Genomic DNA, 18,912 nt, shown 5'->3' on the forward strand with positions numbered 1-18,912 from the left:
AGCTGCAGCGACTTGGCCAGCCAGATCGTGCCGGTCAAAACCAGCACGAAGAACACGAACGGTCCGGCGATCTGGCGGAAGATGTAGCTGTCGAGCCGGCGCAAACGTGGCCTCCGAAACGGTCGGGCCGCCCGGCCGGGCAGGCCGCCGGATGATCGCGCCCATCATGGGTCGCCCGCGCCCGAAGGGCAAGGTCGGGCGTCTGGTCAGCGCCGGCGATCCAAGCTAGGACTCGCTGGCCAAGAGCGAACCAGCCTCCGGGAACGAGGGAGAGACAGATGACCGAGCCCGCGCCGATCCGCTTCCACAAGCAGGAGGGCCGCGACCTCGCCCGCGAGAGCGGCAACCTCGTCGTCTTCGCCGACGGCCAGGGCAAGCTGACCGCAGGAGCGAAGGCGGTGGACCGGCTGACCGGGGGCGCGCTCGGCCGCGCCGTCGCGGACCCCGCCTTCAAGGCCAGGCCGGGCACCGTGCGCGTGCTGCGCTATGCGGGCGGCGTCGCCGCCGGCGCGGTGATTCTCGCCTGCCTCGGCAAGGACCCCGACCGCGCCGCCGCGCGCAAGACCGGCGGCGCCGTGGCCAAGGCGCTGGCCGCGGGCGACGTGACGCTCGCCGCCGCCGGGGTGGGCGAGGAGGCGCTGGTCGCCGAGCTGGCGCACGCGCTGATCCTGCGCCTCTACGACTTCCGCGACTACAAGACCGCGGAGGCGGACGACGACGCCGGCAACGGCGCCGGCAACGGCCCCCCGCGCAAGCGCACGATCCATCTGCTCGCCGCCAACCCCCAGGCGGCGCGCCGCGCCTTCGCGCCCTTCGCCGCGCTGGCCGAGGGCATCTTCTTCACCCGCGACCTGGTCAACGAGCCGGCCAACCGCCTGACCACCGACGAGTTCGCCAGGCGCCTGCAGGGGCTGGAGAAGCTGGGCGTCGAGGTCGAGGTGCTGGGCGAGGCCCGGCTCGGCAAGCTGGGCGCGGGCGCGCTGCTCGCCGTGGGGCAGGGCTCGGACAACGAATCCAAGCTCGTGATCATGCGCTGGAACGGCGGCCGGAAGAAGCAGGCGCCGCTGGCGCTGGTGGGCAAGGGCGTGATCTTCGACACCGGCGGCATCTCGATCAAGCCCGCCGCCGGCATGGAGGAGATGACCATGGACATGGGCGGCGCCGGGGTGGTCTCGGGCGTCATGCGCACGCTGGCCGCGCGCAAGGCCAAGGCCAACGTGGTCGGCATCGTCGGGCTGGTCGAGAACATGCCCGACGCCCGCGCCCAGCGCCCCGGCGACATCGTCAAGTCCATGAAGGGCGACACCATCGAGGTGATCAACACCGACGCCGAGGGCCGCCTGGTGCTGGCCGACGCGCTTTGGTACGCGCAGCGCACCTGCAAGCCCGCGGCGATGATCGACCTGGCCACGCTCACCGGCGCCGTGATCATCGCGCTCGGCCACCACCGCGCCGGCTTCTACGCCACCGACGACGGCTTCGCCGCCGAGTTCGCCGCCGCCGCCGAGGCCGCCGGTGACGCCGCCTGGCGCCTGCCGCTGGGCAAGCCCTATGCCGACCAGCTCAAGTCGCGCCTGGCCGATATCAAGAACACCGGCGGCCGCGCCGCCGGCTCGGTCACCGCGGCCGAGTTCCTGCACCGCTTCGTGCGCGACGGCGTGCCCTGGATCCACATCGACATCGCCGGGGTGACGCTGGCCTCGGGCGGCACCGACCTCGCGCCCAAGGGTGCCACCGGCTGGGGCGTGGCGGCGCTCGACCAGCTCGTGCGGACCAAGCTCGAGGGTTGAGCCGGGTGGCGGAGGTCCGCTTCTACCACCTGACCGAGCGCCCGCTCGAGGCGGTGCTGCCGGTGATGCTCGAGCGCAGCCTGGCGCGCGGCTGGCGCGCCGTGGTGCGCGGCACCGACGAGGGCCGGCTCGAGGCGCTGTCGCGCGCGCTGTGGACCTGGCGCGACGACGGCTTCCTCGCCCACGGCACGCCCGCGGACGGCAGGCCCGGGCGCCAGCCGGTCTGGCTGTCGTGCGAGCGGGCCAACCCGAACCGGGCCAACGCGCTGTTCCTCGTGGACGGCGCCGAGGCGGAGCCGGACGAGCTCGCCGCGATGGAGCTTTGCGCGATCCTGTTCGACGGCCTCAACCCCGAGGCGGTCGCGCAGGCCCGCGCCCAGTGGCGCGCGGTCGCCGGCGCCGGGCTGACCGCGGTCTACTGGGCCCAGGACGCCGGCGGCGGCTGGACCAGGCGCGCCGAGTCGAACCCGGGCTGAAATTCCGCCGGCCGGCGCGCCCCGCGCCGCGCTATTTGCCCGCCGGCGCGATCTGCCACACCATGGTGACGTGGGCGCTCACCTCGACCTGGCCGCGCTCGACCGGCACATTGGCCGCCTCGGCGCGCATCGCCATCACGCCCTGCATCGGCCGCACCACGCCGCCGCCCTCGTGGATCGAGAGCACGCGCACGAGCCGCACGCCGGCCGCCTCGGCCAGCACGCCGGCGCGGCGCCTGGCGTCGGCCACGGCGCGGCGGCGCGCCTCGTCCGACTTGGCCGTGTCATCGGCAAGGCCGAAGCCGATCGAGTCGATCCGGTTCGCGCCGACGCGGACCACCCGGTCGAGCAGCTGGCCCAGCGAATCGAGCTTGCGCACGGTCACCGTCACAATGTTCGCCACGTGGTAGCCCACGATCCGGGGCGGCTCGCCGGGCTGGGTGCGCTGCCTGTCGGCATAGCGCGGCTGCACGCTCAGCTGCCCGGTCTGGATGTCCTTCGCCGCCACGCCCCCGGCCTTGAGCGAGTCGATCATCCGGGTCGCCTTGTCGTTGTTCTCGGCCATGGCCTGGGCGGCGGTCTTGCCGTCCGTCTCGACGCCGATGCGAATCGTGGCGATGTCGGGCGCGGTGCGCACCGTGCCCGCGCCTGTCACCGTCAGCGTGGGCGTGGCCTCGCCGGCGGGCGCGGGGCTGGCCGCCATGGTCAGGGGCATCGCCAAGGCCAGCGCCAAGGCCAGCGCCAGCGCCCCAAACAGTCCTCGCATCTTCGATCCTCCCCTCGATCAGCATCGCGGCACCGCACATGCTATAGCACGAAACGCGAATGCCGCCCCGTCGCCGGGGCGGCATCCAGATCGAGCGTCCGGTTGGACGCGTGCGCCGTGCGCGTCAGCCCGCGGCCAGCGACAGCGTCACGAAGTGCTGGTTGCCGTTGTGCGAGACCAGCACCAGCACCGACTTGCGCTTCTCCTTGCGGGCCTGCGCGACGGCCTTGTCGAGATCGCCGACCGTGCTGACCTGGTCCTGGTTCACCGCCACGATCACGTCGCCCGGCTGCACGCCACTGTTGGCCGCCTCGCCGTTGGGCGTCACGCCGGTGACGACGAGCCCGCCATCGCCCGGCCGCACGCTCATGCCCAGCGCGCCCTGGCCGCTGCTCGTCGGCTGGTTCGTCTCGGCGCTGGCGACCTTCTCGTTCTGCCGCTTCATCTTGGCGACGGTGACGTTCAGCGTCTTGGTCTCGCCCGAGCGCCAGACCTTCACCTGGGTCTCGGTGCCGGGCTTGGTGTCGGCCACCGCGGTGGTCAGGTCGCGCAGGGTGTCGATCTTCTTGTCGCCGAACTTCTCGATCACGTCGCCGGTCTTGATCCCGGCATGGGCGGCGGGGCCGTCCTTCTGCACGCTGGCGACCAGCGCGCCGCGGGCGTGGTTCAGGCCCAGGCTGTCGGCCACGTCACGGGTCACCGGCTGGATACCGACGCCCAGCCAGCCGCGCTCGACATAGCCCTTCGAGACCAGCGACGCGACCACCTCGCGTGCCATGTTCGAGGGGATGGCGAAGCCGATGCCGATATTGCCGCCCGAGGGCGAGAGGATCGCGGCGTTTACGCCGACCACCTGGCCCTTCTCGTTGAGGAGCGGCCCGCCCGAGTTGCCCTTGTTGATCGGGGCGTCGACCTGCAGGAAGTCGTCATAGGGCCCCGAGTGCAGGTTGCGCCCGCGCGCCGAGACGATACCGGCGGTCACCGTGCCGCCCAGGCCGAACGGGTTGCCGATGGCCAGCACCCAGTCGCCCACCTGGGTGGTCTCGGAGTCGCCCCAGGGCAGCGTCGGGAAATCGTGCTTGCCCTTGATGCGGATCACCGCGATGTCGGTCTTCTGGTCGGTGCCGACCAGCTTGGCCGGGTACTCCTTGCCGTTCTGGGTCACCACGGTGATCTTGTCGGCGTTGCCGACCACGTGGTTGTTGGTCACGATCAGCCCGGACTTGTCGATGAAGAAGCCCGAGCCCAGCCCCATCTCATGGGGCGCCGGCTGGGCATTGCCACCCTGGTCGCCGGGCATGTTCGGGACGCCGCCGAAGAAGCGCTTGAAGAACTCGCGCAGCTGCGGGTCCTGGAACGGGAACGGCTGCAGGCTTCCCGCCGGCGCCGTGGTCTCCACCTTGACCGTGACCACCGCGGGCAGGGCGGTCTTGGCCTCCTGCGCGAAGGAGGGGATGTCGGTGGCCCTGGCCTGCGCCGTCAGCGCCGGAACCGGCGCCAGCGGGGCGGCCAGGGTCAGCGCGCCGAAAATCATCAATGCGTTGCGAAGTCTTGTCGATTTCATCGGAGGCTCCTTTTTGGGTCCTCGAGTGCACACCTGCCGCGCGCCCCATCTGCGCACGGCCCATTCACAGGTAGGGCGGTGTCCCGCGCCTTGAAGGGCACTAAAGCAACGTGAAAAAATCGTCACACTGACGTGATGCGGGCGAAATGATTGTGCCCGGCGCGATTTCCGCGCAATCTGCCGGGCGACCCGGGGCGGGCAGGGAGAGGGACATGCAGGACATCGGTGTGATTGGCATCGCGATCGTCGTTCTCGTGGTGTTCGCGGTCATCGTCGTCAGCCGGGCGGTGCGTGCGGTGCCGCAGGGCGAGAACTGGACCATCGAGCGCTTCGGCCGCTACACGCGCACGCTCGAGCCGGGGCTCAGGTTCATGGTGCCGCTGATCGAGCGCGTCGGCGCGCGCATCAACATGATGGAGTCGCTGCTCGACATCACCGGCCAGGAGGTCATCACCCGCGACAACGCCATGGTGCACGCCGACGCGGTCGCCTTCTACCAGGTGATCAGCGCCGCGCAGTCGGCCTACGAGGTGCGCGAGCTCGAACGCGCCATCGAGAACCTGACCATGACCAACATCCGCACGGTGATCGGCGCCATGGACCTCGACGACGTGCTGTCGAACCGCGACCTGATCAACTCCAAGCTGCTGCACGTGATCGACGAGGCCGCGCATCCCTGGGGCGTCAAGGTCACCCGCGTCGAGATCAAGGACCTGCGCCCGCCCGCCGACATCGTCGAGGCCATGGGCCGCCAGATGAAGGCCGAGCGCGAGAAGCGCGCCGAGATCCTCGAGGCCGAGGGCCTCAAGCAGGCCGCCATCCTCAAGGCCGAGGGCGTGCGCGAGAGCCAGATCCGCGAGGCCGAGGGCCGCCGCCAGGCCGCCTTCCTCGACGCCGAGGCGCGCGAGCGCCAGGCCGCGGCCGAGGCCAAGGCCACCGACATGGTCTCGCGCGCCATCGCCGAGGGCGACGTGCAGGCGATCCAGTACTTCGTGGCGCAGAAATACGTCGAGAGCCTGCGCGAGCTGGCCGCCTCGCCCAATGCCAAGACCATCCTGATCCCGCTCGAGGCCGCGGGCATCGCCGGCTCGGTCGCCGGCGTCGCCGAGCTCCTGAAGGCGGGCGGCGGGCGCGAGGCGCGCTAGGGCCGATGCTCGAAGTGGACTTCTTCGCCTTCCTCGACGGCGCCTCGCCCTGGTGGTGGATCGCCACCGCGCTGGTGCTCGGCGCCGTCGAGATCGTCACCCTGACCTATTTCATGCTCTGGCTCGGGCTGGCGGCGTTCAGCGTCGGCCTCATCCTCATGGCGGTGCCCGCGCTCACCGGCACCATGCAGCTTCTCGCCTTCGGTGTGCTCGCGCTGGTCTACACCGCGCTGGGCTGGGCCTGGGTGCTGCGCCGCCAGCGCGCCGAGGGCGCGCCGGCGCTGAACCGCCGCGCCGCGTCGCTGGTCGGCCGCCAGGCGGTGGTGGCCGAGCCCTTCCGGGCCGGTCTCGGCCGGGTCGATGTCGACGGCATCCGCTGGCGCGCCCGCCTGGCCGAGGGCGCCGCGCCCCCGCACGAGGGCGCCGAGCTCACGATCTGCGCTGCCGACGGCACGACGCTGGTGGTCACCTCTTCACGTTGAATCGAAGAAGATTTCGCCAAGGCCATGGAAAAAACACTGAATCCGCGCATAATCGGTTCATGAGCTCGCGCCTTTTCTCCCTGCCCGCCCCGGTTCGGGCGCTGGCGGTGCCGCTGCTCGCGGCCGGCCTCTCCGCGCTCGCGGGGCGCGCCGCGGCGCAGCAGCCGATCACCTGCGGCCAGCTCTACCAGGTCCAGCCCGGCGACACGCTGCACTCCATCGCGCTGCAGGCTTACGGAAACGGCAACTATCTGGCGATCTTCGACGCCAACCGCGACCTGCTGCCCAGCGCCACGCGCATCGCCGTGGGCGAGCAGTTGCTGGTCCCCTGCCTCGACGGCAAGGGGCCGCAGACCCGCGCCGAGGTCGTCGCCGCCGGCAGCCCGGCCGGTGCAGCGGCGTCGGGTCAGGCGGGGTCGGCTCAGGCGGGCTCGGCTCAGGCGGGCTCGGCTCAGGTGGCCGAGACCACGGCCTCCACCCCCTCGGCGTCCGATCTTGCCACCGCGCTCGCCGCCATTCCGCCCGACCGCCCGATCCGGGTGCTCACCGGACCCGACTTCACGCCCTTCGTCGACCCCTCGCTGCCCGGCGGCGGGCTCGCCACCGAGCTGGTCCGCCTCGCGCTCGAGCAGGCCGCCTTCGGCCGGCCCTACCGCATCGCCATCGCCAGCAACTGGACCGGGCAGCTCGACCTGCTGGCCCAGGGGGACTTCGACCTGGGCTTTCCCTGGTACAAGCCGGACTGCGCGCGCGCCGCCAGCCTCGGTCCCGCGATGCAGCGCGAGTGCAAGGACTTCCTGTTCTCCCGGCCGCTGTTCGACGTCGAGATGGCCTGGTATGTGCGCGCCGGCGACCCGCTGGCCAAGGCCACCGACGCGCAGGCGCTGCTCGGGCACCGGCTGTGCCGCCCCGCGACCTACTTCACCTTCGACCTCAAGCAGCAGGGGCTGGTGCCGCCCGCAGCGACGCTGGTGTTCCCCAAGAAGCCCGAGGACTGCTTCGTGCTGCTCCAGGCCGGCGTGGTGGACGCGGTCAGCCTGGCGCGCGTGGTGGCCGGGCCCGAGATCTCGCGCCTCGGCCTCGACGGCAAGGTGGCCGAGGCCCCCGACCTCGCCTCGGTCGAGACGCTGCACGTGATCGCGCCCAAGTCCAGCGCACAGGCGCGCACCTTCCTCGCCACCTTCAACGCCGGGCTGGCCGACCTCAAGCAGTCGGGCCGCTGGTTCGAGGTGGTCTCGCACCAGCTCGGCGCCTTCGGCGTGTCGCTGCGCTGAGCGCGCGCCGCGCGCCGCCGGCGCCCCAGCCACGGAGGGCTGCATGAGGACCAACCGCATGAAGGCGCTGATCGCCGAGGGCCGGCCGGCGCTCGGCTGCTCGGTGATGATCCCCTCGGCCCAGGTGGTCGAGATGCTCGGCCATGCCGGCTTAGACTGGGTGCTGATCGACATGGAGCACGGCACCATCGGGCTCGAGTCCGCCGAGTTGATGGTCATGGCCGCCGAGGCCGCCGGGATCACGCCGATCATCCGCCCGCGCTCGAATGCCCCCGCCGAGATCACCGCCGCCATGGACCGCGGCGCCATGGGCGTGCAGGTGCCCCATGTCAACAGCGCGGCCGATGCCCGCGCCGCGGTCGCGGCGGTCAAGTTCGGCCCCGGCGCCATGCGCGGGCTCGCGGCCGGCACCCGGCCCGACGGCTACGGCCTGGGCGGCCGCATGGACGAGTTCGCCGCCGCCGCCAACGCCCAGAGCCTGGTCTGCGTGCAGATCGAGCACGCAGCCGCCGTGGCCAATATCGACGAGATCCTGACCGTCGCGGGGGTCGACGTGTTCTTCATCGGCCCCTCGGACCTGTCGCAGTCCATGGGCCATCCGGGCGATCCCAAGGCGCCGCCGGTCAAGCAGGCGATCGACGCCACGCTGGCCCGCATCGTCGCCGCGGGCCGCACGCCGGGCCTGCCCGCCACGGCCGAGACGCTGGAGGGCGTGCTCGCCGCGGGCGCCCGCTACGTCTACACCCACCTGCCAAAGCTCCTTGGCCTCGGCGCCCGCGCCTTCCTCGCGCCCGCCCGCCCCTAGCCGCCCAGCTTGCTTACCCGCGTGCGCTCGAGATCGGCCTTGGCGGCGCGGCGCAGCCACTGCATGAAGGCCTTGAGCGGCTCGCGCACCGGGCCTGGCCGGCGCACCAGGTAATAGCCCGCCCGCATGTCCTGCGCCTCGCTCTCGAACAGCGAGACCAGCCGCCCCGAGCGCAGGTCCTCCTCGACGAACAGCCGTGTCGCGGCGCCCACGCCCTGGCCCTCGCGGATCGCCGGCAGCATCATGTAGCCGGGCAGGTGGGTGATGTTGTGCTTGTGCCCGACCGGCACCCCGTGGGCGGCCAGCCAGATGTCGAACTCGTCGGTGCCCTGCTGCATCAGCCAGGGCAGCCGGGCGATGTCGGCCGGGGTCTCGAGCCGCACCCCCTCGACCAGCTTGCGCGCCGCCACGATGACGAAGCGCGAGGGGATGAAGGGCTCGGCCTCCACCCCCGCCCAGCCGCCGGCGCCATAGCGGATGGCGAGGTCGTAGTCCTCGCGGCGCAGGTCGACGCGCCCCGGGGTGGGGTTGAGCATCAGCTCGATGTCGGGGTGCTCGGCGCGGAACTCGCCCAGCCGCGGCATCAGCCAGTTGGCCGCGAACATCGGCGTCAGCGTGACCCTGAGCGGCAGGTCGCTCGACATCTCGACTAGCTCGGCCACCGCCTCGCGCATGCGGCCGAAGCCCTCCACCAGCCCCGCCGCCAGCCGCGCCCCCTCGGGCGTCAGCTCCAGCCCGCGCGGGTGGCGGATCACCAGCGTCACCCCCAGCTCCTCTTCCAGCCGGCGCACCTGCTGGCCCACCGCCACATGGGTCACGTTCAGCTCGCGCCCGGCGGCGCTGAAGCTCAGGTTGCGGGCCGCGGCCTCGAAGGCGCGCAGGGCCGAGAGCGGGGGCAGGCGAGGCGAGTCCATCTGTAACTCCTGATTACAGGTGAAAACTATTCCTGATTCGCCGCGACAGGTCAAAAAACAGTAGCATGCGACTAAATCCTTACGACCGATGGAGGGCCGAAATGTTGAGCACTCTTGCAAGCAGCTTCATGACCGCCAGCCGCATGGACGGCTTCGCCTATGCGGCCGCGCCGGCCGCGGCGTCCGCCCCCGCGCGCGCCCGCGCGCACTGGTTCGCCGCGATCGTCCGGCGCACCGCCGGCTGAGGCCTGCCGACACCCGACAGAATCTCCCTGCCGCTCCCGCGCCGGCGTGCTATCGTCCCGGTGCGCGCCCCCTTGCGCGCCTCGGGATAGGTGCCGGCGGGGAGGGCACTGAATGGCGCGGCGCTGGATCATTCTCGCGGCCCTGACGCTGGCGCGCACCGCGATGGCCTTCCAGTTCCAGTCGATCGCGGCGGTGGGGCCCGACCTCACCGGCGGGCTCGGCATCAGCTACGCCGCGCTCGGCACGCTGATCGGCCTCTACCTCCTGCCCGGCGCCGCCGTCGCCTTCCCCGGCGGCTGGCTCGGCCAGCGCTTTGGCGACAAGCGCATGGTGCTGGCCGCCCTGGCGCTGATGATCGCGGGCGGCGTGCTCACCGGACTGGCTGAGGGCATGCCGGCGCTGATGGCGGGCCGGCTGGTCTCGGGCATCGGCGGCGTGGTGATGAACGTGCTGCTGACTAAGATGGTCGCCGACTGGTTCGGCGCCGCCGAGCGGGTCACCGCCATGGGCTTCCTGATCGTCAGCTGGCCGCTCGGCATCTCGCTGGCGCTGGTGCTGCTGCCGGCGCTCGCCGGCGCCTTCGGCTGGTCCGCGGCGATGTTTGCCACGGCGGGCGCGGCGGGGGCCTGCCTCGTGCTCGTCGCGGCGCTCTACCAGGCCCCGCCCGGCGCGGCGCAGCAGGGCGCGGGCACGCTCAGGATCGGCCTCGGCCGGCACGAGCTGGTGCTGGCCATCCTCGCCGGGCTGGTCTGGTCGCTCTACAATGTCGGCCTGATCAGCGTGCTGGGCTTCGGCCCGAATTTCCTGGTGGCGCGCGGCGCCGGCCCGGTTCCGGCCGCCGCCACCGTCAGCCTGGTCAGCTGGCTGATCATGCCCAGCCTGGTGCTGGGCGGCTGGCTCGCGGCGCGCCTCGGCCGGCCCGACCGGCTTATGGCCGGCTGCCTGGTCGGCGTCACGGCGCTGATCTGGCTGTTGCCCGCGACCGGCACCGCCATGCTGCCCTTTGCGCTGATCGGGCTGGTGTTCGGCCCGCCGGCGCCGCTCATCGTCACGCTGCCGGCCGAGGTGGTCCGGCCCGAGAACCGCGGCCCCGGCATGGGCGTCTTCTACACCTGCTACTATCTGGGCATGGCGCTGATCGCGCCGCTCGCCGGGCTGTCGCGCGACCTCACCGGCGTGGCCGCGGCGCCGCTGTGGTTCGCCGGCGCCATGCTCTTGGCCTCGCTCGCCTCGCTGGCGGTGCTGCGCGTCGTGCAGCGCCGCGCGCCCGGCGCCGTCGCGGCCGCGGCCGAGTGAGGCTCTACCCCGCCCCGGTCTCGGCCGCCACCAGCGCCTCGTAGAGCCCGCTCAGCCGCTCGGTCAGCGGGCCCGGCACCGCGTAAGGCCGCCCGTCGATTTCGGCCACCGGCGTCAGCCCGCCGAACGAGCCGGTGAGGAACGCCTCCTCGGCGCCATAGGTCTCGACCAGCGAGAAGTTGCGCTCGAGCGCCCGAATGGCGTTGCCGCGCGCCAGGCGCAGCACGTTGGCGCGCGTGATGCCGTTCATGCAGTAGTCGCCGGTCGAGGTCCACAGCTCGCCCCGGCGCACAATGAAGAAGTTGCAGCCGTTGGTGGTGTTGACGAAGCCCAAGGGGTCCAGCATCAGCGCCTCGTCCGCCCCCGCCTTGAGCGCCTGGATGCCGGCCAGGATGCAGTTCAGCTTCGAGTGCGAATTGAGCTTGGGGTCCTGGGACAGCGGCAGCCCGCGGTGGATCGGCACCGTGGCCAGCCGCACGCCGCGGCGCTTCAGCTCGCCGGCCGGCGCCGAATGCTCCAGGATGATCACCACGGTCGGGCCGTCGCGCGCCAGCCGCGGGTCCTGGAAGGGGCGCGCGCGCACCCCCCGCGTCACCATCAGCCGCGCATGGCCGCCGTCGCGCATGCCGTTGGCCTCGGCGGTGGCGTCCAGCGCCGCCCTCAGCCCGGCCCGGTCCATGCCGATGTCGAGGTCGATGGCGCGCGCCGCCTCGAACAGGCGGTCGAGATGCGCGTCGAGAAAGGCCCAGCGCCCGTTCTTCAGCCGCACCCCCTCCCAGATCCCGTCGCCCATGAGAAAGCCCGAGTCATAGACCGGGACCAGCGCCTCGGCGCGCGGCACGATGCGGCCGTTGAGATAGATCAGGATGCCCGCGTTGCGCGGGTCCTCGGCGGCGTCGTGGGTCGAGATGTGTGGCTGGGGCATCGCTGGTCTCTCCGATTCGGCGGCCCGGCCATCTCACCCCGGCCGCGCCCGGCGCGAAAGGGGCTTATCCTTTTGGCGGCGTGGGGCTGGGCGGAGTCGGTCTGGGCGGCGCCAGCCTCGGCGCGGCGCCGATCGACACCGGGCCCAGCCAGACGCGCCCGCCCTGCAGCCGCAGCGTCGCGTCCAGCCGGTCGGGATTGCCCGACAGCCGCGCCAGGAGCCCCAGCGCGCCCTCGACCGCCTTGGCCATCTCGGGGGCGATGGCGCCGCCGCGCTTTGCCATGTCGACCAGCGCGCGCCAGTGCTCGGCGCTGATGGCCAGCCGGCCCACCGGATAGCCGCGGGCGTCCACCTTGATGTGGCCCGACAGCGACAGCCGCACCTGGCCCCATTCCAGGCTGGCCTGGCGCACCCTGGCCTCGACCAGCCCGATGCGGCCGTGCTCGATCAGCCGGCGGTCGAGCGGGCGGTCGAACACTGCCATGCCGTCGACCGACAGCTGCGTCACCTCGCTCCCGGCGACGCCCAGCGGGTCAAGGCGCGCCACCAGCGGCTGGGGCAGCCGCAGCCGCCCGGCGTCGATCATCACGTCATAGCCCGGGTCGTTGCTGTGCGCCTCCAGCCGGGCGCGCAGCGACTTCGCCGCCGCCGTCCAGCCCGACTGCGCCGCGACCTCCAGCCCCGCGGTGTCGAGCTCCGCCTCGATCAGCCCCAGCCGCTTGTCCGGGCGCAGCCGAAGCCGCGCGCCCAGCTCGCTGGCCGTGATCTCGGTGTGCTCGCCGGGCACCGCGAAGCTCTGGCGCCCCGGCCAGGTCACCTCGAAGCGCGTGGGCGAGATCGGCCCGCTGGCGACGCGCAGCCACGGCGCTGCCCAGGCCCAGCCGGCCTTTGGATCGGCCAGCCGGATCTGCGAAATCTCGCGCACCAGCCGGAACGGATAGCCGCCCAGCCGGATCGCCCCGTGCTCGGCTTGCCAGCCGGAAGCGGCGCGGTCCCTGAACCAGTGCGCCAGCGCCTTCTCCTGGCCCTGCGCAACCGCGTACCACCAGCCGCTCCAGGCGATCACGCCCAGGATCAGGCCGGTGGACAGCACCCTGAGAAAGCGTCTCACGCCCGCGCTCCCTTTGCCACCCGGCGGCGCCACGTTATAGGACGGGGCGGCAAGCGCAATCACCGGCGCAATCACCGGCGCAATCACTGGCGCAATCACTGGCGCATTCACCGCGCTATCACGGGCGCGGCACCTGCGCGGCACCTGCGCGGCAACGGGGCAGCAAGGTGGCGGAAAGGGGCGGGCGCGGTCAATGGCGGGTTTCTGGGTCTTCGCCTACGGCTCCCTGATGTGGATGCCGGGCTTCGAGGTGGCCGAGTCCCGCCTCGCCCGGCTGCCCGACTACCGCCGCGCCTTCGCGCTCAGCTCGGTGCACTACCGCGGCACGCCCGAGCGCCCGGGGCTCGTGCTCGGGCTCGACTGGCGCCCCGGCGCGCAGTGCATCGGCATGGCGCTCCGGGTCGACGAGGCCGGCGCCGACGAGGTGCGCCACTACCTCGCCAGCCGCGAGCTGGTCAGCCGCGCCTATTTCGAGGTCATGCACCGCGCCACGCTGTTGTGCGACGGCCCCGGCCAGGGCGAGCCGGTCGAGGCGCTGTGCTACATCCTCGACCGCACCCACCCGCAATATGCCGGCGGGCTGGGGCTCGACGAGCAGGCCGCCATCATCGCCCGGGCCGAGGGACCCTCGGGCCCCAACCGCGACTACCTGTTCCGCACCGTCGAGCGGCTCCACGACATGCGCATCGAGGACCCCGAGATCGCCGAGCTCGCCCGCCTGGTGCGCGCCCGCACCGGGTGAGCCGCCCCCGCCACCCTGCGCGTTGACGGCCCGGGCCCCGGCCTCACCTTTAGGCCCGGGAGCATCACCAACCCTGACGAGGAGGACTGCATGCCCGCACCCGTCAAGATCCTCGCGCTCTCCGGCGCCCTGCGCCGGGGCTCCTTCAACACCGCGCTGGCGCGCGCCGCCGCCGAGGTGGCGGGCGAGGGCGTCGAGCTCGACGTCGCCACGCTGCACGGCATCCCCGTCTACGACGGCGACGTGGAGGAGAGCGAAGGCATCCCCCAGGCGGTGGAGGCGCTCAAGCAGCGCATCGTCGCCGCCGACGGGCTCCTGCTCGCCACGCCCGAGTACAACAACAGCGTCCCCGGCGCGCTCAAGAACGGCATCGACTGGCTCTCGCGCCCGCCCAGGGACATCGCCCGCGTCTTCGCCGACCGCCCCGTCGGCGTGATCGGCGCGACCACGGGCGCCTTCGGCACCGAGCGCGCCCAGGTCGCCTGGCTGCCGGTCTTGCGCACGCTCAGGATGCGCCCCTGGTTCGGCGCCCGGCTCATGGTCTCGCGCGCCGGCAGCGTCTTCGCCGAGGACGGCACGCTGAGCGACGCCGACGAGCGCCAGAAGCTGGCCGAGTTCGTCGCCGGCTTCACCGCCTTCATCCGCGCGGGCAAGCCCGGCTGAGCGCCGCCCGCGCCGCCCGCCCCGACGCCCGGATATCTCCCGCCCGCCGGGCTGCATCGCGGCCCCGGCGAGGCGTGGCGAGGGGTGGCGAGGGGGTCATGAATCCCCTTTCGGCCGCGGTAAATTTGTGCATATGTTGGGCACTCAGGGGGGACTGCTAAGGCTGGCTTGCGCGCCACGGGGCAGCGTCGTGGTGCTGCGCAAGTCGGTCAGGGGCCGGTCGCATTGGTCAGCGGCCGGATCGGAGGTCTATGAGCGAGAACCCTGAGGGCTACGGCCGGCGCCAGTACCTGCCCCCTGCCGGCGAGCGGCCCGCGCAAAAGGCGCCGCGCCGCAGGCGGTGGAGCGTGCTCCCGGGCGAGGAGGAGCACCGCCACCTCGTCGCAATCGTCAACGCCTCGCGCGACGCCATCTGGAGCTGGAAGTCGGACGGCGCCATCGTGTCGTGGAACGCCGAGGCCGAGCGGCTGTTCCAGTACAGCGCCGAGGAGATCATCGGGCGCCCGGTCTTCACCCTGATCCCGCCCGAACGGCACGAACACGCCCGCGCCGCCATGAGCAGCCTGCTCGAGGGCAAGGGGTTCGGCCAATACGAGGAGCTGCGGCAGCGCAAGGACGGCGAGCGCATCCCGGTCGAGCTCACGGTTTCGCCGATCCTCGATGACGAGGACCGCGTGATCGGGGCGGCGACGATCTGCCGCGACATCACCGCGCGCCAGCAGGCCGAGCGCGCCAGCCAGCGGCTCGCCGCCATCGTCGATTCCTCCAACGACGCCATCGTGGCCAAGGATCTCGACGGCGTCATCACCAACTGGAACGGCGGGGCCGAGCGCCTGTTCGGCTACCGGGCGGACGAGGTGGTGGGCCAGCCGGTCACCATGCTCATCCCGCCCAGCCACCGCCACGAGGAGACCCGCATCCTCGCCTGCATCCGCCGCGGCGAGCGCGTCGAGCCGTTCGACACGGTGCGCCGGCGCAAGGACGGCAGCCTGGTGGACGTGTCGCTCACAATCTCGCCGATCCGGGACGCGCGCGGCCAGATCGTCGGCGCCTCGAACATCACCCGCGACATCACCGAGCGCAAGAGGGCCGAGCAGGTGCGCCGGCTTCTGACCGGTGAGCTCAAGCACCGGGTCAAGAACACGCTCGCCGTGGTCCAGGCCATGGCCAACCAGACCTTCAAGGACGTGCCCGAGGCGTCGGAGGCGCTCAGGATCTTCGGCGGGCGCATCGCCGCCATGGCGGCCGCGCACGACGCGCTGATCCGCGAGAGCTGGGAGCGGGCGTCGCTCGCCGAGCTGGTCGATCGGGTGATCGAGACCGCCGGCCAGGGCGCCCGCGTCACGGTCGAAGGCCCCCCGGTGACACTCGAGCCCAGGGCGGCCGTGACCGTCGGGCTGGCGCTGCACGAGCTGTGCACCAACGCCATCAAGTACGGTGCGCTGTCGCGCCCCTCAGGCACCGTCGCCGTCAGCTGGAGCGTGACGCCCGGGCCCGGGCCGCGCCTGTCGCTGAGCTGGCAGGAGCGCGGCGGGCCGCCGGTCTCGCGCCCGGCCCGCCGCGGCTTCGGCATGATGATGCTCGAGCAATTCCTGGCGCAGTATCTCGAAGGCGAGGTCTCGGTCGAGTTCCGCCCCGAGGGCCTGACCTGCGACATCCGCCTCGCGCTGCCCAGTGCCGAGCAGGGCCTGGAGGCCGTGTCGGCGCAAGGTTGATTGCACCCCCGGCTGACTGCACCCCCGGCTGACTGCAACCCCGGCTGACTGCACCCCCGGCTGACTGCAACCCCGGCTGACTGCAACCCCGGGCGCCGGTCGCTGCGACCTGTCCTCGCCGGGTCCGGACCGGCCCGTCGGGGGCGGTGCGGCGTGCCCGCCGACTCTTATAGAAGACATGTATGAGTTACCGCGAAATTAACCTTACACACGGTCGAGGACGACTTTCGTTGCATTCCCGGATTTCAAATCCGGAAATATCGCCCTCGCGCCGGCGCCTCGCGCAGCGAAGAATTTCGCGCAATGTCCCGGGTCAGGTCTCGCGCCAGATCAGCACCCGGATCGGCGTCGGCCCGTTCGCGCCGGTCGCCGGGTTGAGCTCCTCGGGGCAGTTCGACAGCACCGCCAGCACCGGCATCTCGGCCAGCAGGTCGACGTAGTCGCCGGGCCGCGAGCGGCTTTGCCCGATCGCCGCGGCGCCGTCCGCGCCGACCGGCACGTGCATGAAGAAATTGACGTTGGGCACGATGTGCTCGGGCCCCAGCCCGTGCCGGGCCAGCTCGCGCTCGAAATTGCGCTGGCAGCACTCGGCGCAGTGCCGGCCATAGCGCACCAGGTCCAGCTCGAAGCCGCAGCAGCCGAAGATCGTGTCGTGCCGGCCTACGCTGTCGGCGGTCACTGTCATCATCGGCCGCGCCCGGCTCGAGCGCAGCACCGAGCCCGGCCCGATATAGATGTTGCCGGGCACCTTGATGGTGTTCGGCGCGTGGTAGCGCTCGGCCGGATCGCCGGCGTTGTAGCACAGGAAATCGACCGCCTGGGCGCCCTCGAGGTCGATCAGCCTGAGCGTCTCGCCGGCCTCGACGCGGCCGCTCCAGCCCGCCCGCGGCGGCACCGTGTGGTCGAGCCTGATCGCACCTCGGGGCAGGGGAACGGGAGCCATGACGCACCTCTCCGGTTGACCGCGCGGGGGCGACGGTAGATGAGGGACGGCCGGGCGGTCCAGCTTGGAATGGGGAGAGCGGCGTGAGCGAGCACGCGCATCGCATCGAGGCGCTCAAGGGCCATGCCGCCATGCTGGCCTTCGCGGTGTGCATCTCGGGCTCGTTCTCGCTGGGCAAGCGGGCGGCGCCGTTTCTCGACCCGGCGGCGCTCAACGCCATCCGCTTCGCGCTCGGCGGGCTCCTGCTGGCGCCGCTGGCGCTGCCGAAGCTGCGGCGGTGGCACCTGCGGTCGGCCTGGCGCTATCCGGTGCTGGGCGGGGTCTTCTCGGTCTACTTCTTCCTGATGTTCGTGGCGCTGCGGCTGACCGATCCGGTGTCCACCGCCGCCGTCTTCACGCTCACGCCGCTGATGGCCGCGGTGTTCGGCTGGATCCTGCTGCGCCAGGTCACCACGCCGCGCATCGCGCTCAGCCTCGGCCTGGCCGCCGCCGGGGCGGTGTGGGTCATTTTCCGCGCCGACATCGACCGGATCCTCGCCTTCGACCTCGGCCCCGGCGAGCTGATCTTCCTCCTCGGCTGCGCCTTCCATGCCTTCTACACCCCCCTGGTGCGCCGGCTGAACCGGGGCGAGCCGGTCAGCGTGTTCACCTGGGGCACGATCCTGTCGGGCGCGGTGCTGCTCGGCCTTGCCGGCGCGCCGGCGCTGGCGCGTACCGACTGGGCGGCGCTGCCCGGCATCGTGTGGCTCACCATCGCCTATCTGGCGCTCTTCGCCACCGCCGGCTCGTTCCTGATGGTGCAGTACGCCACGCTCAGGCTGCCCGCCTCCAAGGTCATGGCCTACGGCTATCTGGTGCCCTCGTTCGTGATCGTGTGGGAGGGCCTGTTCGGCAAGGGCTGGGTGGCGCCGCCGGTCCTGCTGGGCGTCGCGGCGACGATCGCGGGGCTCCTGGTGCTGCTCGGCCCCGATCCGGCGCCCGGCAAGGCGCGGGCGCCGGCGGTCGAGCGCTAGCGGGTCCCGAACAGCCGGTCGCCGGCGTCGCCAAGGCCCGGCACGATATAGCCCTTCTCGTTCAGCCGCTCATCCAGCGCCCCGGTGAAGATCGGCACGTCCGGGTGCGCCTTGCGCAGCACCTCCACCCCCTCGGGTGCGGCGAGCAGCGAGAGGAAGCGGATGTCGCGGGCGCCGGCCTCCTTGATGCGGCTGACCGCCGCCACGGCGGTTCCGCCCGTGGCCAGCATCGGGTCGACGACCACCACCGTGCGCTGCGCGATGTCCGTGGGCAGCTTGGCATAATAGGGCACCGGCTTCAGCGTCTGCTCGTCGCGGTAGAGCCCGATATGCCCGACCCTGGCCGACGGCACCAGGTCCAAAAGCCCCTGCAAAAGCCCCTCGCCGGCGCGCAGGATCGAGACGAAGCACAGCTTCTTGCCCGCGAGCTTGCGCGCCTTCGTGGTGCACAGCGGCGTCTCGATCTCCACGTCCTCGAGCTCCAGGTCGCGCAGCAGCTCATAGACCATCAGCACCGAGATCTCCTGCACCAGCCGCCGGAATTCCGCCGTCGGCGTCGTGCGATCCCGGATTAAAGTCAGCTTGTGCTCGACGAGCGGGTGCCGAATGATAGTCAGCCCGTCCATGTTCGCTCCGCCCTTGGCTGGTGGTTCGACGCACCATAGCCTTGCGCCGGCTGCGTGCAAGCGATTGCGAGCGCTGTTGCCCTGGTGTAGGGAGACGGGCACCCGCGGGTGTAGCTCAATGGTAGAGCAGCAGCCTTCCAAGCTGACGATGAGGGTTCGATTCCCTTCACCCGCTCCAGGCCGGCCGCAGTCCGATTCCGGCTTGCGGCCGGCGCGGCGAGGCGCTATCCGGGCGCCCGAAGAGTATCCGGACCGGCAAGACAAGGACCTGGACGACCATGGCGAAGGCGAAGTTCGAGCGGACGAAGCCGCATGTGAACGTAGGCACGATTGGGCACGTTGACCACGGCAAGACGACGCTGACGGCGGCGATCACCAAGTATTTCGGGGAGTTCATGAGCTTTGACAAGATCGAC

General features: G+C 71.9%; 20 protein-coding genes and 1 tRNA gene. 14 read left to right on the forward strand and 7 right to left on the reverse strand.

The window, feature by feature from the left end; all coding sequences use genetic code 11:
• Positions 1 to 278 precede the first annotated feature (278 nt).
• On the forward strand, positions 279 to 1,790 hold the full coding sequence (locus AC32QD_RS13280; RefSeq protein WP_492010986.1) for a leucyl aminopeptidase: 1,512 nt from the start codon (positions 279 to 281) through the stop codon (positions 1,788 to 1,790).
• Positions 1,791 to 1,795: 5 nt separating this feature from the next.
• Positions 1,796 to 2,266 carry a DNA polymerase III subunit chi gene (locus tag AC32QD_RS13285; RefSeq protein WP_492010987.1) on the forward strand — a complete coding sequence of 157 codons (471 nt, stop codon included), beginning with the start codon at positions 1,796 to 1,798 and terminating at the stop codon, positions 2,264 to 2,266.
• 31 nt (positions 2,267 to 2,297) lie between these two features.
• On the opposite strand, the gene AC32QD_RS13290 is transcribed toward AC32QD_RS13285, so the two are convergent.
• Both AC32QD_RS13290 and AC32QD_RS13295 read right to left on the reverse strand, forming a co-directional pair.
• Positions 2,298 to 3,032, reverse strand: a complete 735-nt coding sequence (locus AC32QD_RS13290) for an SIMPL domain-containing protein (protein WP_492010988.1) — start codon at positions 3,030 to 3,032, stop codon at positions 2,298 to 2,300.
• 124 nt (positions 3,033 to 3,156) lie between these two features.
• Positions 3,157 to 4,596 carry a DegQ family serine endoprotease gene (locus AC32QD_RS13295; protein WP_492010989.1) on the reverse strand — a complete coding sequence of 480 codons (1,440 nt, stop codon included), beginning with the start codon at positions 4,594 to 4,596 and terminating at the stop codon, positions 3,157 to 3,159.
• Positions 4,597 to 4,808: 212 nt separating this feature from the next.
• On the opposite strand from AC32QD_RS13295, the gene AC32QD_RS13300 reads away from it, so the two are divergent.
• From AC32QD_RS13300 to AC32QD_RS13315, 4 genes are read left to right on the forward strand one after another with little or no spacing between them, the layout of a single operon-like run.
• Positions 4,809 to 5,741 (forward strand): SPFH domain-containing protein, encoded by a 933-nt coding sequence (locus AC32QD_RS13300; RefSeq protein ID WP_492010990.1) that lies wholly within the window; start codon positions 4,809 to 4,811, stop codon positions 5,739 to 5,741.
• Positions 5,742 to 5,746: 5 nt separating this feature from the next.
• Positions 5,747 to 6,223: an NfeD family protein gene (locus AC32QD_RS13305; protein ID WP_492010991.1), complete on the forward strand. Its 477-nt coding sequence runs from the start codon at positions 5,747 to 5,749 to the stop codon at positions 6,221 to 6,223.
• A gap of 59 nt (positions 6,224 to 6,282) precedes the next feature.
• On the forward strand, positions 6,283 to 7,497 hold the full coding sequence (locus tag AC32QD_RS13310) for a LysM peptidoglycan-binding domain-containing protein (RefSeq protein ID WP_492010992.1): 1,215 nt from the start codon (positions 6,283 to 6,285) through the stop codon (positions 7,495 to 7,497).
• Positions 7,498 to 7,540: 43 nt separating this feature from the next.
• Complete coding sequence (locus AC32QD_RS13315) at positions 7,541 to 8,302, forward strand: HpcH/HpaI aldolase family protein (RefSeq protein WP_492010993.1); 762 nt, start codon at positions 7,541 to 7,543, stop codon at positions 8,300 to 8,302.
• Here AC32QD_RS13315 and AC32QD_RS13320 read toward each other — a convergent pair.
• Positions 8,299 to 9,216, reverse strand: coding sequence for a LysR substrate-binding domain-containing protein (locus tag AC32QD_RS13320; RefSeq protein WP_492010994.1), 918 nt, complete (start codon positions 9,214 to 9,216; stop codon positions 8,299 to 8,301). The two genes, AC32QD_RS13315 and AC32QD_RS13320, sit on opposite strands and share 4 nt — an antisense overlap.
• 101 nt (positions 9,217 to 9,317) lie before the next feature.
• Here AC32QD_RS13320 and AC32QD_RS13325 point away from each other — a divergent pair, with 101 nt between their 5' ends.
• Positions 9,318 to 9,461 carry a hypothetical protein gene (locus tag AC32QD_RS13325; protein ID WP_492010995.1) on the forward strand — a complete coding sequence of 48 codons (144 nt, stop codon included), beginning with the start codon at positions 9,318 to 9,320 and terminating at the stop codon, positions 9,459 to 9,461.
• 112 nt (positions 9,462 to 9,573) lie between these two features.
• Positions 9,574 to 10,758 carry an MFS transporter gene (locus AC32QD_RS13330; protein WP_492010996.1) on the forward strand — a complete coding sequence of 395 codons (1,185 nt, stop codon included), beginning with the start codon at positions 9,574 to 9,576 and terminating at the stop codon, positions 10,756 to 10,758.
• Between the two features lie 4 nt (positions 10,759 to 10,762).
• On the opposite strand, the gene AC32QD_RS13335 is transcribed toward AC32QD_RS13330, so the two are convergent.
• Positions 10,763 to 11,683 (reverse strand): aminotransferase class IV, encoded by a 921-nt coding sequence (locus AC32QD_RS13335; RefSeq protein ID WP_492010997.1) that lies wholly within the window; start codon positions 11,681 to 11,683, stop codon positions 10,763 to 10,765.
• A 64-nt stretch (positions 11,684 to 11,747) separates the two neighbouring features.
• Positions 11,748 to 12,794 (reverse strand): DUF2125 domain-containing protein, encoded by a 1,047-nt coding sequence (locus AC32QD_RS13340; protein WP_492010998.1) that lies wholly within the window; start codon positions 12,792 to 12,794, stop codon positions 11,748 to 11,750.
• Positions 12,795 to 12,987: 193 nt separating this feature from the next.
• Between AC32QD_RS13340 and AC32QD_RS13345 the strand changes: the two genes are divergently transcribed.
• The 3 genes from AC32QD_RS13345 to AC32QD_RS13355 all read left to right on the forward strand — a co-directional run bounded on the left by AC32QD_RS13345 (position 12,988) and on the right by AC32QD_RS13355 (position 15,914).
• Positions 12,988 to 13,536 (forward strand): gamma-glutamylcyclotransferase, encoded by a 549-nt coding sequence (locus tag AC32QD_RS13345; protein WP_492010999.1) that lies wholly within the window; start codon positions 12,988 to 12,990, stop codon positions 13,534 to 13,536.
• A gap of 90 nt (positions 13,537 to 13,626) precedes the next feature.
• Positions 13,627 to 14,199, forward strand: a complete 573-nt coding sequence (locus AC32QD_RS13350) for an NADPH-dependent FMN reductase (RefSeq protein WP_492011000.1) — start codon at positions 13,627 to 13,629, stop codon at positions 14,197 to 14,199.
• A gap of 251 nt (positions 14,200 to 14,450) precedes the next feature.
• Positions 14,451 to 15,914, forward strand: a complete 1,464-nt coding sequence (locus AC32QD_RS13355; protein ID WP_492011001.1) for a PAS domain S-box protein — start codon at positions 14,451 to 14,453, stop codon at positions 15,912 to 15,914.
• 313 nt (positions 15,915 to 16,227) lie between these two features.
• On the opposite strand, the gene AC32QD_RS13360 is transcribed toward AC32QD_RS13355, so the two are convergent.
• On the reverse strand, positions 16,228 to 16,857 hold the full coding sequence (locus AC32QD_RS13360; protein ID WP_492011002.1) for a DUF1989 domain-containing protein: 630 nt from the start codon (positions 16,855 to 16,857) through the stop codon (positions 16,228 to 16,230).
• An 83-nt stretch (positions 16,858 to 16,940) separates the two neighbouring features.
• On the opposite strand from AC32QD_RS13360, the gene AC32QD_RS13365 reads away from it, so the two are divergent.
• The gene (locus AC32QD_RS13365) at positions 16,941 to 17,870 is read left to right on the forward strand and encodes a DMT family transporter (RefSeq protein WP_492011003.1); all 930 of its coding nucleotides are present in this window, start codon (positions 16,941 to 16,943) and stop codon (positions 17,868 to 17,870) included.
• Here AC32QD_RS13365 and upp read toward each other — a convergent pair.
• A complete protein-coding gene (upp, locus tag AC32QD_RS13370; protein WP_492011004.1) occupies positions 17,867 to 18,496 on the reverse strand; it encodes a uracil phosphoribosyltransferase in 630 nt (209 codons plus the stop codon). The two genes, AC32QD_RS13365 and upp, sit on opposite strands and share 4 nt — an antisense overlap.
• Before the next feature lie 104 nt (positions 18,497 to 18,600).
• Between upp and AC32QD_RS13375 the strand changes: the two genes are divergently transcribed.
• Together AC32QD_RS13375 and AC32QD_RS13380 are read left to right on the forward strand one after the other, a co-directional pair.
• Positions 18,601 to 18,674 (forward strand) — tRNA-Gly (locus tag AC32QD_RS13375).
• Positions 18,675 to 18,774: 100 nt separating this feature from the next.
• Positions 18,775 to 18,912 (forward strand): GTP-binding protein (locus AC32QD_RS13380; RefSeq protein ID WP_492011005.1); only part of this gene is annotated, 138 nt, incomplete at its 3' end.

The sequence above is a fragment of the Thermohalobaculum sp. genome (assembly GCF_058622915.1).